This window comes from Spirosoma luteum DSM 19990 (assembly GCF_000374065.1).
Classification (GTDB): Bacteria; Bacteroidota; Bacteroidia; order Cytophagales; family Spirosomataceae; genus Spirosoma; species Spirosoma luteum.
Window position 1 is genome coordinate 22085 of sequence record NZ_KB893246.1, and the last position, 16839, is coordinate 38923.

Below are 16839 nucleotides of genomic sequence, written 5' to 3' on the forward strand. Positions count from 1 at the left end.
AATCGTTCATCATTCATCATTCATCATTTATAATTACATCCCAATCGCCTTCTTGAATTCGGGGCTATCGGGCTTTACGTTGGATGCGAAGAAGTTCGTCAGTTCACCTTTTTCGTTGATGACGTACTTACAAAAATTCCAGGTTGGTACCTTGTCATTCCAGCCATTGAGCGACTTTGTCGTCAGCCATTTGTAGAGCGGAGCCTGATTGGCACCCAGTACGTCTACTTTCTCAAACATCGGGAACGTAACGCCGTAGTTCTTTTGGCAGAACGCACCGATTTCTTCGCTCGTGCCTGGCTCCTGGCTACCAAAATTATTGGCCGGGAATCCCAACACAACGATTTTATCGCCGTGTTCTTTGTAAAATTTCTCCCAGTCGGCATACTGTGGCGTGAAGCCGCACTTGGACGCTACGTTCAGGATGACCACTTTTTTGCCTTTGAACCCACTCAGTGCAACAGGCTTACCATCCAGCGATTTTACGGTAAAATCGTACAAACTTTTAGTGGGGGCAGCCGCGTTTTTCGGCGCACTGGCCATTTCGCCTTTATCGGCGAATAGCCCTTTGACAAGTGTTGATAATGACATAAAACTGGTGAGGGTCACGACCAGCGCAACACCGATTAACGTGAAAACAAGATTCTTTTTCATTGGTAGTTTAACAAGTTTAGACTTACATTTTCTCCGGTACGCCTATACCCAACAAACCCATTGTTTGCCGAATAGTTTCACCCACTAACTTCGTGAGTAACAGTCGCGTTGCCAGTTTGCCGCTATCGGTTTCTTTGAGTATAGACAGCTTATCGTAAAACTGGTTGAACGTTTTGGCCAGTTCGTAGGCATACTGCGCTATGTACGAGGGCGCGTAGTCTGTACCTGCTTCGGCCAGTCGCTGTGGATACTGACTCAGCAAAAACAGCAGTTGCTGCTCTACCTCATCCAGTTCTCCGGCTTCGACCGTGTTACTCAGCACGATATCCATCTCGGCCGCCTTCCGCCCTATGGACCGAATCCGGGCGTGAACGTACTGGATATAAGGCCCCGTATTTCCGTGTAAGTCCACCGATTCTGCCGGGTTGAACTGCATCCGTTTTTGCGGGTCTACTTTCAACAGGTAGTATTTCAGCGCACCCAGTCCGAGCATCTGGAACAGAGCTGATTTTTCCGACTCACTAAACTGATCCAGTTTCCCTTTGGCGGCTTCGTCGGCCGCGGTGGATGCAGCTTCGGTTGTTTCTTCAATCAAATCATCGGCATCCACCACGGTGCCTTCGCGGGATTTCATTTTTCCCGTCGGCAAATCGACCATCCCGTACGACAGGTGGTACAAGCCATTGGCATACTCCCGCCCTAACCGGCGCAGAATGGCAAACAGCACATTAAAATGATAATCCTGCTCATTTCCAACCACCCAAATCTGCCGGTCGGTGTGGAAGTCCTGGTCTTTCAAATCGGTTGTACCCAGGTCCTGCGTCATATAAACCGAGGTGCCATCCGAACGGAGGACTAACTTATGGTCCAGTCCTTCAGCGGTCAGGTCAATCCAGACGGAATTGTCTTCTTTTTTATAAAATACGCCTTTCTGTAATCCCTCTTCCACTACTTCCTTACCCAGCAGGTAGGTATTCGATTCGTAGTACGTTTTATCGAAACTGGTGCCAATACTTTTATAGGTGGCATCAAATCCGGCATACACCCAGGTATTCAGCTTACGCCAGAGGGCCACCGTTTCGGGGTCGCCCTGTTCCCACAAACGCAGCATCTGCTGCACTTCCAGCATGAGGGGCGCCTGCTTTTCGGCTTCTTCCTTTGTCGTTCCGGCAGCCACCATTTCTTCTACCTGCGCCTTGTACGCTTTGTCGAATAGCACATAGTACTTTCCAATCAGGTGGTCGCCTTTCATCCTCGAAGATTCCGGCGTTTCGTCGTTACCAAAACGCTGGTAAGCCAGCATGGATTTGCAGATATGAACACCCCGGTCATTGACAATACAGGTTTTCACGACATCGTAACCATTCGCTTTTAAAATACGGCTGACGGAATCGCCCAGAAAAATATTGCGCAAATGGCCCAGGTGAAGGGGTTTGTTCGTGTTGGGCGAGGCAAACTCAACCATAATGGTTTGCTCCTTTTTGGGCAGCGTACCAAAATCAGGATTGCCGGCCATGTTGTTTAGCAAAGACACCCAGGCTGCATCGGCAACGCTGATATTCAAAAAGCCCTGCACTACATTGAAGGCACTGACGATCTCACTATTTGCCAGCAGCCAGGCACCAATCGTTTGCCCGATTTGGGCCGGTGCCTGACGTAATGCTTTTGTTAGTGGAAAGGTGACGAAAGTGTATTGCCCGTCAAACTCTTTTTTTGTCGGTGACAGTTGCACCACTGCCGACTGGCCCGGATAGCACCCGGCTATCGCCCGTAAAATATCGGCTTCTACTTTTTCCTGAATATTCATTAGACCGCAAAAGTACGAAATGAATGGGGTAATATGGATTTTCGCCGGTGCAGGCACGCCATGCGAATCGTATCCGTTGGCAAACGTGGCTTCTTCCTATCCAGACTGGCAAAAAAAGGGGAGATTACCTGGCTGGTAATCTCCCCTTTCAAAATTAATCAGAATCGGTTAATCCACATCCCAGAAAATCTTCGTGGTGAATGGATCAATGGTACCCTGTGCGGTAACGTTGGCTACGTTCGATCCTCCCTCCGTGTTGGGGTAGAACAGCCGCAATGGCCGCTTGGTCGCTTCCGGTACCTGAATGCTCTGCGGAATAACCGGCAGGTTGGTACGGCGGTACTCGGACCACGATTCCAGCCCGCTGAAGTTGGTCAGGGCAATCCATTTCTGGATGGCGATGGCCGCCAGTTTATCCGTTGAGGCAACCCAGTCATAGTTCTGGATACCACTCCCTTTGTAAGCAGCCGCCCCGGCTACGTTAGCCCCCAGCACCCGGAATGACTGTGTGATACCATTCTCAAAGTACATCTGAGCCGTGTTAGGCAACGTTACATCCGGGTACCGCTGCTTGGCTTCGGCTAGCAGGAACTGAACTTCAGCCGCCGTCATCAGGATAAATTTCCGGTTATACTCTCCCTTCACCAACAGGCTTGGCCCCACCGACGAAGTATTGGCCGGCAAATAGCCCGAGCTGGCCCCGAAAGGGGTGCCCGAGTAGTTGGCAGAAACTTCGGCTTTCGTACTGACACCGGGGGTATTCGCGTTTTCGCCACCCGTGGCATACGCAATTCGCTTCATGCGCAGCGTATCGCCCGACGCTTTCAGCGTGTTGATCAAAAACTGCGTAGGCCGTGGGTAGTTGTTCAACGCCCGCTTGGCTCCCGTTTCACTGTAGCCCCACCGGTCGTAAATGGGATTCAGCTGACCAGCCGCAGGCTGGAAGAAAGACGCACCACCCACACCGACTTCTTCGCCTGTGATGAAGCCTGACCCCTGCGCTACAATCTTGTTTATTTCGGTCTTGATGTACGTATCCCGACCGGAAACCTTAGACTGACGAATCAAAATCCGCATCTTGAGCGAGTTGGCAAACTGAGCCCACTTCGTTACGTTTCCCCCGAAGACAATGTCGGAGGTGCCAAAGCTACCTGAGAAAGGGTTGGCTTTCAAATCGACAATGGCCGCATCCAGCAAGGTGATCAACGACTCGTAGATGGCTTTCTGATCATCGAACTTTGGGGCCAGCACAGCAGCACCCTGCAAGGCGTCTGTGTAGGGAACGTTCCCGTACATGTCAACCAGTTGCTGAAACAGCATGGCTTTCATCACCTTGGCCGGTCCTTTCAGAAATGCCTGTCCGTTGGCGTCCGCATTGTTAATCACGAACTGATAATCCTGCAGGTTGTCGTAATATCCGTCCCAGTAGTTGAAATCGCCATTCGTAAACTGGTAGGCAAACTGCTGCGTACTGATGATGTACCCGTTGCCCTGCGACCATTGACCCGACCAATACGTACCCAATTCGTTGGTTCCGAGTACATTGACTGCCGTAACGTTCAACGCATTGGTAAACAGGTAGTTCGGCGATGCGGTCGGTAATTGGTTAGGGTTGGTATTGATATTCAGGAAATCTTTGGTTTTACAACCATTACCAACCAGTGCCACCATAGTGGCTATAATAAGTGCTTTGACTTTCATAGTAAGTTACCAGTGCTATTTACTAAAATGTGAGGTTGAGGTTTACACCATACTGACGCACGGGTGGCGTTTGCCCCGTAGTATTGATACCGATACCAATCGACGAGTTGGTTGTGGGTACCGACGACGACTGACTGCCTGGTCCGGGGTTACCCTGGTAACTGAATTCGGGGTCGGTGTAGTAGTTCAGTTTGTCGACAATAGTAATCAGATTACGACCGTAGATGGCAATGCTGGCTCCGGAGAAAATCTTCGTTTTGCTCATCAGGCTCTGTGGCAGCCGGTACGACAGGTTAATGTCACGCAGTTTGATGAACCAGGCGGGTGTAACGAAATTCTCCGAAATGAGCCGGTAGTTATCAACCCAGAGAGAGTACTCCGCTTCGCGCACCTGCGTCGTATTGGCCGTTACAGTACCATCGGTGTTAAGAATGGCCGAGTTCGGGAATACCTGTGGCGTACGGTTCTCGGTCCACTTACCCGTTCCGGTAAAGGTCATCTGACGACCCAGGTCACTGAACATCACGTTACCACCCCGGTATTCGAAGTTAAACGTAAAGCCGAAGTCACCATATTCCATTTTCGAACCCAAACCGGCGATATGCCTAGGCAGTACACCACCCCGTGGCAACAGCGACGTATTGCGCAGTGGGTAGCCGGTAGTAGCGTTAACCAATACGCGGCCCGAACCATCCGGTGCATACTGGTAGCCATCTGTTTTCAGGATGGGGAAGCGCTCGCCTTTGATAACGTTCGTGTTGGCATACGAGAAACCACCAATCTGGAACTCGTTGATACCGGGATACAAGTCAAGTACTTTGTTATCGTTGTACGAGTAGCGAAGGCTGGCATCCCAGGTGAATTTACCACCCCGGGCAATCAGGTATTTCAGTTCAGCTTCGTAGCCCCAGTTCTTGGTTTCGCCCACGTTGATCAGCAGGTTGCTGAAACCCGTTGAGTTTGGCACGCGAACCGTAATTACCTGCCCTTTCGAGTTCTGTGTATAAGCCGACACATCCAGGTTTACCCGGTTGTTGAACAACTGAAACTCACCACCTACCTCGGCCGAATAAACCTGTTCGGGCCGCAGATTCGGGTCGGGCAGTACGTTACCAACCGTCAGACCCACTATGTTTCCGTAGGGGAAATTACCACCGTTCGGGTAGTTCAAATCCAGACCGTACAGCGGGATGTTGTCGTTGGCGTTTTTGTTGTAGTTCGCCCGGAACTTGGCGTAGTTCAGAACGTTGCTGCGGATGGCCGGAAATGCATCGGTAGCAATGAACGACACAGCTGCCCCATAGTAGGGATACGACCAGTAATTGGATGGGCGGTCGGGCTTGTAGAATTTGGACGTCTGGTCGAAGCGGAACGAACCGTTCAGAATCAGCCAGTTTTTGTAGTTGGCGGTATAGTCAGCGTAATACCCCAACCGGCGCTCCTGCGTCAGAATCTGACCACCCGTCAGATTGCCCTGCCGGTTCGATACGTTGTATACGTCGGGCACCACAATGGAGCTGGACCCAACGCCAATGTTGTTAGTTGTGCGCTGATACAGGCTGTTACCCAGGATTAAACGGTTGGCCACCGGCCCGAAATCCTTTGCCAGTTGAATCTGGAACTCGTTGTTGAGTACGTTCTCCGTACCGGAGTAATCAAAAACAGAGCCTTGAACGTCGCCAATGGCCCGGTAAATACCCGTTCCATCCCCATCCCGGTAGAAGGGAGCCGGAATGTACGATTTGCTTTTCGCCCAGTCCGAGTACGTAAACTTACCGGTCGTGTTTTTACCCGTCCGCGAGTTGTTCAGGATGCCCAGACGCTCGGTGAAGGTCAGCCAGGTTGTTGCTTTAAAATTGAGGTTCAGGTTACCGTTTATGTTGGCATCCTTGTAATTTAACCGGTTGTTATCGGCCTCAAAGTAAGGGTTGTTGTAATAATCGTTGTAGAAACCGTTCGGGTTAGCGAGTGAATTATTCCGCCAGTCGCGCAGGTCGCTCAGGGGCAGGTTCGCAGGCTGATTCAGCACGTTATTGTAGAAATCCGACGACGTACGGTTGTAGATTGCCTGCACATAAGCCGCATTAAAGCTGGCCGTCAGTTTGCCGTATTCCTTCGTTGCCGACAAACGCGTACCCGTCCGGTTGCTTTTGTCGCCCGGCACGATACCGTTCACCGACTGGTTTTCGATGGACATGTAGAACGAACTCGTCTCGTCGCCCCCCTGGAAGTTAATCTGATTGTTCACCGAAACGCCCGTGTTGAACGCCTTCCGGCGGGCATCGGCAACGGGCGAATAAGGAATAAGCAATCGACTGCTGTCCTGCGCGGTCCGTCCCTGAATCCGAATGGAGCCATCGAAAGCATCGCCGTACTGCTGGTTCTCATAAGCGCGCCAGTTGTCTTTCATGCGCTCCAGATAATCGGCCTTGTAGCCGGCCGTACCGAAGGCGGTAGCGTAGTGCGAGCCAGAGCCGTATTTGTCCTGAATCTGCGGCAAAAAGCTAATCTGCTCAAAGTTCGTACTGTTGGAGTACGAAACCTTCAGCTTGCCCTTTACGCCTTTCTTCGTCGTAATGATTATGGCCCCGTTAATACCCGCCGAGCCGTACAGCGTTGCCGCCTGACCCCCTTTCAAAATCGACACACTCTCGATGTCGTTCGGGTTGATGGTCGACAATACCGTCGAGGTCGTCTGCATTCCATCGAGTACAACGAGGGCTTCATTGTTTCCCGTCAGCGAGCGGTATCCGCGCAGTACGATTTTCACCGCCGGATCAACGCTGTTGTTTACGTTGTAAACCGCCAGCCCCGTTACCTTACCAGACAGGGCCTGCGCCAGCTGAGGGGAACGGCCAACGGTAACGTCTTCGTTTTTGATAGTCGAGACGGCGTAGCCGATTTCACGCGGGGTTTTCCGAATCCCCTGCGCCGTCACAATAATTTCGTTCAATTGCGAGGCATCAGCGGCCATCAGGGCGTTGATTACGGTTTTGTTCCCGATAGCAATTTCCTGGCTTTTGAATCCGATGAACGAAAAAACCAGTGTACTAACGTCTGATGGCACCGTGAGGCTGTAGTTGCCCTCGGCATTACTCGTTGTTCCCCGGGAGGTGCCTTTAATGGTCACATTGACTCCCGGTAGTGAAGATCCGTCTTCTGATGAAGTGACCTTTCCGTTGATAACCCGATTCTGAGCCAGCGAGGGAAAAGCAAATAGCATGACCAGCAGCCAGCTACTAAGTAAACTTTTTTTCATTTGGTAGTCTACATTATAAGTTAAGAAATACTAAAAATTGGCACAAAGTTAACACAATGATAACCTCTCAAAAGAGAATATTAATCTGCATCTCTATAATAAGTGACTATTTTCTTTCGATTTTACGGAAACAGGGCTTTTTTCCTGTCGCGCTAGGGCGTCAATACGGTTGTTCCATCGGCCACAGCCTGTATTTTCTCTTTGGAGAAGAAGACTGGAAAGTATCCATTTTCGGCCCAGGTGGGGAACAGGTTGCCATAATATGGGCTTGCGGGATTGCCCGACTGGCCAGGACTATTAATGCCCAGAGTCCTGTCCCAGTCTTCGGTATCGACCAGTATCCTAAAGGTAGCGCCGTGGGTTTGGTTCAGGTTGCTGGACGTAGCATTAACCGTTTCGCCGTAGCCGCCACGCGCTACCGGACTAAAATTGATTTTTTCCCGCATCGCTTTATCAACCATACCCGAAAGGGGATGCGTAATGGTAATGTGCTTATTTTTTCGCTGCCCATAGGACCAGTCGTCCATGTCGGTACCAAGTCGGGCGGTTAGTTCAGCTACGGCTTTGTCCATGCAGATAAGCAGCAAACTGTCTCGGGCGGGGGTGGGAATGAGCAGGGCATCCAGCACACGCTTCGTGGACAGACTCCGTAAATAGGGTTGGGCTGATACCGGTACTTTTTGTGTGTAAACCGCCTGTTTTAACTGGCCCTCCCAGGCCACATAAATGGTGGCCGCTACGGAGTTTGGATCCAGTTTGTAATCCCATCGGCGCAGGTAAGCGGTAGCCTGCTCGGTTCGTTCACTGATAGAAACTAGGTCCTTCATGAGCGGAACCAGTGTCCTGGCAGGTATAGACAGATAGTCGGCCTGCAAGGCCATAAAATCAGTCATTGTTTTTCGTTTCCCATCGTTCAGCACTTCTTCGATGCGGTGCGCCCGGGAGGGGCCTGACCAGGTCCAACCAACCGCATTCCTGTGGGGATAAGTAACCGACGTCAGGTTGTTGTTGGCCGTTACCACGTAACCCTCCGGCGGATTATGCTTGTTGGGTAACTTACTAATGGGCAGGTAGCCACCCCATTCAAACCGGCCATCGCCCGGTACGGGAACCAGGCCCGTAAAGTTTGGCCGGATGGGAGCCAGCCCCACCGCCTGCCAGCCTATTTCGGCGGGTTTACCCACCGTTGGCCTACCGGCCCAGATCATGTTTTCGCCCGGTACGCGGCTGAAATAACAGGCCTGCCGGAACTCCGCCCAGTTGCGAGCCTGGTTCATGCGCAAACTGGCCAGATAAGGCGCACAACCCACGTCCAGACTCCCTGACCGGATAGCGTACGCTTTATGATGGACGGAATCCTCGAACACCACCGGTCCGTGGCGGGTGTATTTAAGCGTGGCTTTCACCGCCTGTTCCCCTTTCACCGGAATCATTTCGATTCGTATTTTCATGGGCACCCAGCTTCCTTTGTAGCGATAAAGGTTCGGGTTGGCGGGGTTGGTCTCGTACACGTACAGGTCTTCGTTATCGGTCTCAAAAATCGTCAATCCCCACGCGCCATAGTCGTTGTGCCCCACCGAAATTCCCGGCAAAGTCGGCTCCCCCGCTCCTACCACATTCCAGCCCGGCGCATTGAGGTGAACCCAGTACCGGAGCGAAGGAGTGGAAACGGACCGATGCGGGTCATTGGCCAGCATGGGATAGCCACTAGCCGATTTGTCGCCTGCAATAACCCAGTTGTTAGATCCGGTGTATTGTTTGTTGGTGTCAAACCAGTTATCAACCCATTGCTGTTTTTCAGCGGGCTTCCTGAATAGTCCGGCTTCATCCTCGTCTGCTTTCGTAGCCACGCCCTGAAATTTTATGGGTAACCGAAAAGCCTCGTATAGTTCCAGAATGGGCTGGAACAGTTCATCGCCATTCACGCGTAGGGTTAGGTCAGGTTTTGTTGGGTCGGCGGTGGGGTGAAACCATTCCAGCTCCCGTAGTTTGTCGGGGCCAATCAATTTCACTAACCGGCCGTAGTTCAGTTCGTCCCGAATGTTACCCAATAGTCCCTGATGGCGGCTGATAACTACTTCGGGTGTCCACAAGCCCGGTTTCGTATTCAGCACCTGAAACTCGAACGGTAGTTTTTCGGGCGTTTTCAGGATTTGGGTTATGTAGGCGTTGATACCGTCCACAAAGGCCCGGACAATCTGCGGGCCATGCGGGTGATAATGGGCTAGTTCCTGCTCCAGGCTGACATGGGCCGTAGCGGATCGGAACCGGAATAGCCGGGCACCAATGTCGCGCTTGATTTCCTGCGGGCCCAGTAGTTCGGCTACCGTACCTGTAGCCTGCCGACGCCAGATTTCCAGCTGAAACAGCCGGTCCTGAGCCGCCGAATAACCCTGGGCAAAAAACAGGTCGTGTTCGTTTTTGGCGTAAATGTGATTGACACCCCATTTGTCGCGGATAATCTCGACGGGTTGTTTCAGGCCGGGTGCCTGTAGAGTTTGGCTTGACTGGGCGTGGCAGTAAGGTGCCAGCAGAAATGCAATGAGAACGGGTAAAAGTTGGCGCATGTTGTCGACGAATTTAAGCGTAAGATAGCCCAAAAACGAAAAAGCTGCATTTTAACAGCCGCTTAACCAACCCGGACAGAGTATGTTGTTACTTTATTAAAACAATCAAACCGCATAAAATGAAACGAACGATTCAAGTTCTGGTGATTGGTTTGGCTTCAATGTTAGCAGGTTGCGTATCTGTCAACATACAGTCGAATATAAAAAAAGAAGCCCAGCCCGAATTCAGCCGGATTTTGGTTGAATCACGACTTTCTCAGGTTGGCCCTACTTACTTATCCTCGTTTCAAACGTCGTTTCCGGCTGGTTATCAGGTGTGTGTCGTGTCCAATAGCGTTATTTCATTTGATAGCCCGGAAGAAGCCGTTGAAAAGCAGCGACAGGCTTGCCAGAGTGAAGTTGTACTGACGATAGACTTTAAGCGAAATTCTGTATCGGCATCTGGCAAATATGCTTATTCGTCAAACGAACTTTACGTCGAAATGAGGAATCTTGCCACTGGTCAGCCTTTTTGGAAAGCTGTTGTCACCACCAGTGGCAGCGTCGAAGTGCCCGCCAGTAAGATCGTCAGTAAATTGATTGATGATGGGATTGTTGAAGCCCGGCTACCTAATAATAACCCGGTGCAGTTAACGAACTAAACCGGCTCGAAACGAGTAGTGCGGGCTGTTGATAACGCCTTCTGTACTGGTTTCTTGTTTACAAATAGGCAACGAAAGTTGTGAGGATTGGAATTTATCGGCTTGGGTTATCGGACAGGGTAGTACCCACCAAACAGATTTACTGATAAATGAACTGCGTACTCGATTCCAGTTGGCAATACTATTCAGACAAAAACGTTTTTTATGCCGTTTTCTTCTTAGGACAGGTTTAGTTGACTCGTTCTACATTATGACCAATCGTATTCTTGGTTAGTGAGTCGCTTTTTACGAAACTGGCTGCTGCGTTAACTGGCCAAAAAAGGGTATCATGCTGAGCAACAATACGTTGTCTGTTGGCAGGAACCAGTATAACACTAGCTGCATTAGCTGATTGGGTTATAGCTGTGCTACTGTTTACCACTTCTACAGGCTGACTTTAAGCATAACATTAACGTCTGCCGTGATCGGCAACGTGAGTCTGCTAAAAAAGTGAGGTACGGAAATGTGTAATACGAAGGTTAGTATCTGTCCACTCAATAAGTAGCATACGAAGCGCCCTGGCTAAAGGCGCTTCGTTGCGTTTCATGGTTGCTGTGACTATTCGCTCAGGATGACCTTGCGGGTTATGCGGTGCTGCCCCTGAATCAGCGATAAAATGTAAAACCCGCGGGTAATGTTTTGTACGGGCAGGCTGATCATGTTTTCTCCCGCCGTGACTGAATGCACTTGCTGAAGCATCTGCTGAGATGTTTCGTTGAGGAGTTGTATCGAAAGATTGCCTGACGTTTGGGCCCAGTAGCGTACCCGCAGCGTTTCGCGGGTGGGTATGGGATAAACCTCTGCCGTGAAGGCATCAACCTCCGACTGTACGGCAGCCATTCGACCAGCAGCGCTCTTGGAGAGCCGGGCTCCGGCCCAGTCGGCGTGGTCACAGGCGTAGCCATCACCCCCGTCAGTAACCACCAGCATCAGAGTCTGCTTACCCGATACGTCCAGGGTCACCGACTTGGTGGCCGTGGCTGCGTTCATGTTGCCGCTACGATAGACCAGCGTGCCATCGACAAAGATCTGAAACTCGACGTTACCGCAACTGGTGCTGGCCATCTCGTCGTCAAGTCCCATGTCGGTGGTGAACTGGGTGTACTGACCGCCCAGGTTATAGCTGATGGAGGAGGCTGCGTGCACGCCCAGGCCTTTGGCGTAGGTTTGTCCGTTGAGGGTGATGGCACGGCCGTCGCCCGCCCCCAAATCGCCATTGCTCTTGTCTTTCTCGACCGGGCCGTAGCCATTATTCGCCGATGTCCAGTTCAAGTCAGAGAGGTAAACGCCAGATCCGGTTGGTGCCGTCGTGGGAACGCGGTAGAACGCACTGGCTGGAATAGCCTGCTTGCTACTGCCGGGTCCTTCGTAACTGACGTTGAGTGTCTGATCACCATTCCCCTGAAAGAAGGCAACAGTAATGGCATGTTTGCCGGCCTTCAGACCAATGCTGCCCGATTTTTCCTTGGCTGCGTGCTGCCCATCATTGCTGACGACCTCAGTCGTGCCGATGTAAAGTTTGCTACCGTCGTCGGACGTGGTATAAAAGGTGTACATACCATCAATGGGCGCGTTGAAATAGCCCTTGACCTGCAAACCGAAGTAACTGTCCCGCCCCCGCACGGAAAGATCGGGCTGACTGGAGGTACCAGTTTTAGCCGCTGTGAGGCTACTGAAGTCGGGCAGCACGTTCCAGGAGCCTTCGTAGTATTTATAGTCGAGGCCATTCGTAGTGGAGGTAGGATTTTCTGGATCGCGCAGACTGACCGGTGTTGGAGTAGTTGCCGTAAGCTGTTTCAACAGTACCGCCGACGAATAGGGGGCGAGCGTAATCTGACCCGTATACGCGTTATTTTTGACGTCGCGGTAGGTAGCGTCCAGCCCCACGTTGGTTGTCTGCCCCGTCGCATTATACACGATTTTGACGTAGTCACTGGGGTTAAGCGTCGTTAGCGTGGCTTCGCGCATAATCAGGTTATCGACCCAGGCGGTTTGCCCGTCTTCGTCCGCCTGCACCACCAGAATTGCATTCGACTCGTCGGCGTTGGCTGTAAATGTAGCTTCGTTATTCTGACGACTCGTTCCCAGCACAAAAGTGGTACGTTCGGCCAGATCGCGGTAATTGCCACCTTGCTGACGGGGGTAAACCGTTAACCGCTTATTGGGCCCCGACGCTACTCCATCCAGTAACAACTGGTAGGTTTGCCCCTTACGTACGCTACCAAGATTAACCGTTGTCAGCAGGTATGAATTGCTCCGGCCCGACGCCGACGCGAACGACAGTCGCATGGAGCCACCGTCGAGTTTACCGGAATTATCCCAGTCGAGCCGGCCGTTCCCGTAGGGCGACCAAGCATTCCAGCCGTCGGCTCCGCTCGAATAGGAGTAATTGAGCAGGGTAGTGCCCGTTTGCGTCGCCATCTGCGATTTATACGTAATGGGGCTATTAAACGAGTTTTTGTCTAGACCGAACCGGTTTTGCCACTCCGCCAGCGACAAAACCCCACCTGTGCCGCCCGTGCCGGGGTTATACACAGCCTGAATTTTGAACTGATCCGAAAATGGCCGTACGTAGTAATTATGATCAAAGGAACCGAAACTGCTCAGGTCGTTGGCATTGCTTTCGTAAGCCGCTACAAGGGCTGTTGCCAGCTTGCTGACCAGAATATTGTTCTGGTTGATAATGTTACGCGGGGCGCAGGTACCATTGGCGACGATCTTGAGCTGCTCCTCACCGTTATCGAAGCTGGTGTTGTTTTTGATCGTGCAGTTATAAGCACCCCGCAGGAAAATACCCATGCCAGCAACCTGAAAGATGGTGTTGCCCGAAACCTCCGCGTTTATGGTGCAGTCATCAAGGAAAATACCATGCGCCCCCGACGTCGACTGAATCTGCGTACCTTCAGGAGCGCCTATGCCGTTATATACGATGTTCGACTGAAACTTAACGTCAGTCAGGTTAGCCCGCCCACCGTTCGATATGTACAAGCCGCCCCCGTCACTCTTCGTCAGGCAGTAGTTCGACACACGGTTGTAGCGAACCGTTGAACTACTGCCGATGGTGACACCCGTATAGCCGATTTTATCGAACACATTGTTTTCAATGAGCGTGTTGGAGTTACTGGCCGACTGTAGTCCCGAATACGTACCATCGCCATTGCCGCCCCGGCCCGCCAACAGGCCAATTCGCTGAACGGTGTTCCCCCGAAAGGTGAAATTCTGGTAAACATTGATCAGAAATCCCGTATTATTGGCATCTTCAATCAGGTTGTTTTCGACCAGAATTGAATTGCCTGACCCACTGAAACTGACCCCGTTCTCGCCCGAAAGCGTAATGTCGTTACCCGATAGTGTGATTCCGTTGCCGTTGTTCGATAAAAGCCCAGACGAAAGCGTTTGGGTGATCCTGATATTACGCACAGTCACATACGACGAATTACTCAGATTAACGCCTTCGCTAGCCGTTGTTGCCGTAATTAGCTGATTATTGGGATTGTTCTGATTATCGTAAATGCGAATCGTTTTATCAGACGGGTTATAATACCACTCACCTGTCTGATCAAGTGTGGCGGGATGATTCTGGATGAAGTACCCCCAGTTGTCGAGTGGCTGATAGGTTGTATTATAGCTAAGTGATAGCGTGTTGCCGCTCTGGCTGGTAATCTGAGCGCGGTCAATAACCCAGGCAGCGGAGCGCAGTACAGCTTCCCCCCCCGTAAAATTGGTGGGTAAACCCTGCTGACTTGTAATCTGACCTGTACCGTTATGCGACTGAATAGTCAGATACCCTTTATTTGAGTCGCTGAGGTTAGGATACCGGCCGAGGGGCAGAGCCGCATTTTTGTTGTAAACGCCCGTTACCCGGCTGCCGCAACTGGAGCAGCTAGCCTGCCAGGTGTTATTGCCGATATTATTCCAGCCCGTAACCTGAGACGACCCGGCAATAATGGGTTTATCACCCAAGCCGTAAGCATCGACAATGATCGGATTACCCGATGAACCCGACTGCCTGATATAAAGGGTACCCCGGAAGGTATCGCCCCGCCGGAGCAGCACCTGATCACCGGGTTGCAGCGAGAGACTGTTGATTTTGGCGAGTGACTGATACGGACTATCGGCCGATCGGCCGGAGTTGCTGTCATTCCCGCTGACAGCAACGTAAAAGATGTTCTGCGCAAATACCTGGGAGGTAGCCAACAACAGCAGAAAAATGGCTAAGGCACGGCCAACATGTCTGGCTGAGCTTGGTTTGAGAGATACAAGTACGGTAGACACTAATAAAACTGGATAATAGAGAGTTATAATTTACTTTATGCTAGAATGCCAATCATTTTGAAATAAATGTAGCAGTTTACTACCGTTTAATCAATTTTTGGCTGTGTGAAAATTTGATAAATTGACTCAAAAAGGAGAGTGTTTAATGACGTGTGTCAAGTTGGGAGAAGCAAGATTGATAACCAAAGAGAATATACAAAAGAGAATTATCTCTACTCTTTCACGATCTCTCACAAAATGGAGGACTTTTTTCGCGCTTCGGCTACCTAAAAAGTGGTCAGTCCTCACCTGAACAAATAGCTGAAATATTTGAAGACTGAGGGGACCTTACTCACGACATAAACTCCAGTCAAAACTGGCTCACCAGAAGGGGTAAGAATACGCTCACCTAAGCAACGTAAGATTGTGTTATCCCGGCAATCACTCTAACACGCTTTCTGATAACTGAATCATCTCCTGACCGAGCACTATAAGACCGAATTGATTGTCATGAGCTGATGACTTTATAAGTTCGCCTAGTCGGAATGCAGTAGTCATTTGTTTGGCTTTAGGTGACTTTGACGACAGTACCAACTGTCTTCCTCACAAGCGATTGTTTGGTTAGTAAAGTCATCAAAAAACTGTTCGAGCTTTTTGGGACCGGTTGGACCGGTTAATCAAGACAGACCAGACATCGCTATTAATTTCTTTACTGGAAAAGAACTGGATTATTACATACTCTATAAAAATATTCCTATAGATATGCTACCAATTTTTTAAAAAGGTAAATAAAAATTTATTATACAGGAAATTTCATCACAATACAATAAATACGTTTTTAACTATTAGTACTTATTGAAAAGAGCTCATACCATTCTTAGAAGATATTAATACACTACTTTTAGAGTAAATACTACCTGGTCGCCGACCAATACTGTTTACTCCGAACCAAAGAAAATCCCAGCAGTCTTCCATCGATTGAAACAACTGAGATAGTATTTATAGTCCAGTTCCTGCATGCTAACGAAAAGAAGAATAACCAAAATATGCGATCATTTTTTAGTCCACTTAATTGCTGGTATTGTTTGGATGGCTTCCTTAGACAGTTGTACATCAACTAAAAAGCTCACCTACTTCCAAGCAGTAACAAACACAGGTATTGAAGATACTATTTCAATAGTCGAATCATTTATTCCTACTATCAAAAAGGGTGACATACTGTCAGTTCAGGTTAGCAGCTTAAACGCAGAAGCCTCTAATTATTTCAACCCACCATCAATGGCTGATGTAAGTTCCGATATTAAAACATCAAACCCACTCGCTCGGACATCCGGTTACTTAGTCAATACAGATGGTACTATAAAATTGCCGCTCATAGGTCAGGTAACGGTAACCGATCTTACCAATAGTAAAGCGAGCGAATTGATACGAATCAAACTTGAACCTTACCTCAAAGAACCAACGGTTAACGTCAGAAATTTGAATTTTAAAATCTCAGTGCTGGGCGAAGTAACTCGCCCAGCATTATTTTCCATACCAAATGAACAGATAAGCCTGCCCGAAGCACTAGGACTAGCAGGTGATTTAACGATTTACGCCCGCCGGGACAACATCCTCATTATCCGGGAGGAAAATAACAAACGTGTTTTTTCCCGACTGGATTTAACCCGGCGTGATGTATTCAAATCACCTTTCTATTCGCTCCATCCCAACGACGTGATTTACGTGGAGCCTGGCAAAGCTCGTGCAACCAGCGTGGACAGAGCCTACCAACTGGCTCCCATATTCATTGCCGCGTTGTCATTGATTGCCATCATTGCCACTCGGCCCTGACTAATTGCCCCTGATTACTGAATGCATCGGCACAACTAATATGAACCAAAAATATAACTCCACTTATACAGACTATCAATTAGT

The 16839-nt window shown here is 50.1% G+C and carries 8 protein-coding genes; 2 read left to right on the forward strand and 6 right to left on the reverse strand.

The window, feature by feature from the left end; all coding sequences use genetic code 11:
* Positions 1-33: 33 nt before the first annotated feature.
* From B156_RS0104625 to B156_RS0104645, 5 genes are all read right to left on the reverse strand, one after another.
* A complete protein-coding gene (locus tag B156_RS0104625) occupies positions 34-654 on the reverse strand; it encodes a glutathione peroxidase (RefSeq protein ID WP_018618476.1) in 621 nt (206 codons plus the stop codon).
* 22 nt (positions 655-676) lie between these two features.
* Positions 677-2461, reverse strand: a complete 1785-nt coding sequence (gene argS / locus B156_RS0104630) for an arginine--tRNA ligase (protein ID WP_018618477.1) — start codon at positions 2459-2461, stop codon at positions 677-679.
* A gap of 168 nt (positions 2462-2629) precedes the next feature.
* The gene (locus tag B156_RS0104635; protein WP_018618478.1) at positions 2630-4162 is read right to left on the reverse strand and encodes a SusD/RagB family nutrient-binding outer membrane lipoprotein; all 1533 of its coding nucleotides are present in this window, start codon (positions 4160-4162) and stop codon (positions 2630-2632) included.
* 22 nt (positions 4163-4184) lie between these two features.
* The gene (locus B156_RS0104640) at positions 4185-7421 is read right to left on the reverse strand and encodes a SusC/RagA family TonB-linked outer membrane protein (protein WP_018618479.1); all 3237 of its coding nucleotides are present in this window, start codon (positions 7419-7421) and stop codon (positions 4185-4187) included.
* Between the two features lie 152 nt (positions 7422-7573).
* Positions 7574-9988 (reverse strand): penicillin acylase family protein, encoded by a 2415-nt coding sequence (locus tag B156_RS0104645; RefSeq protein ID WP_018618480.1) that lies wholly within the window; start codon positions 9986-9988, stop codon positions 7574-7576.
* 119 nt (positions 9989-10107) lie between these two features.
* Here B156_RS0104645 and B156_RS0104650 point away from each other — a divergent pair, with 119 nt between their 5' ends.
* Positions 10108-10629 carry a hypothetical protein gene (locus B156_RS0104650; RefSeq protein ID WP_018618481.1) on the forward strand — a complete coding sequence of 174 codons (522 nt, stop codon included), beginning with the start codon at positions 10108-10110 and terminating at the stop codon, positions 10627-10629.
* A 597-nt stretch (positions 10630-11226) separates the two neighbouring features.
* On the opposite strand, the gene B156_RS0104660 is transcribed toward B156_RS0104650, so the two are convergent.
* Positions 11227-14943, reverse strand: coding sequence for an NPCBM/NEW2 domain-containing protein (locus B156_RS0104660; protein ID WP_018618483.1), 3717 nt, complete (start codon positions 14941-14943; stop codon positions 11227-11229).
* 996 nt (positions 14944-15939) lie between these two features.
* Between B156_RS0104660 and B156_RS0104665 the strand changes: the two genes are divergently transcribed.
* Positions 15940-16755, forward strand: coding sequence for a polysaccharide biosynthesis/export family protein (locus B156_RS0104665; protein ID WP_040585115.1), 816 nt, complete (start codon positions 15940-15942; stop codon positions 16753-16755).
* Positions 16756-16839: the final 84 nt, after the last annotated feature.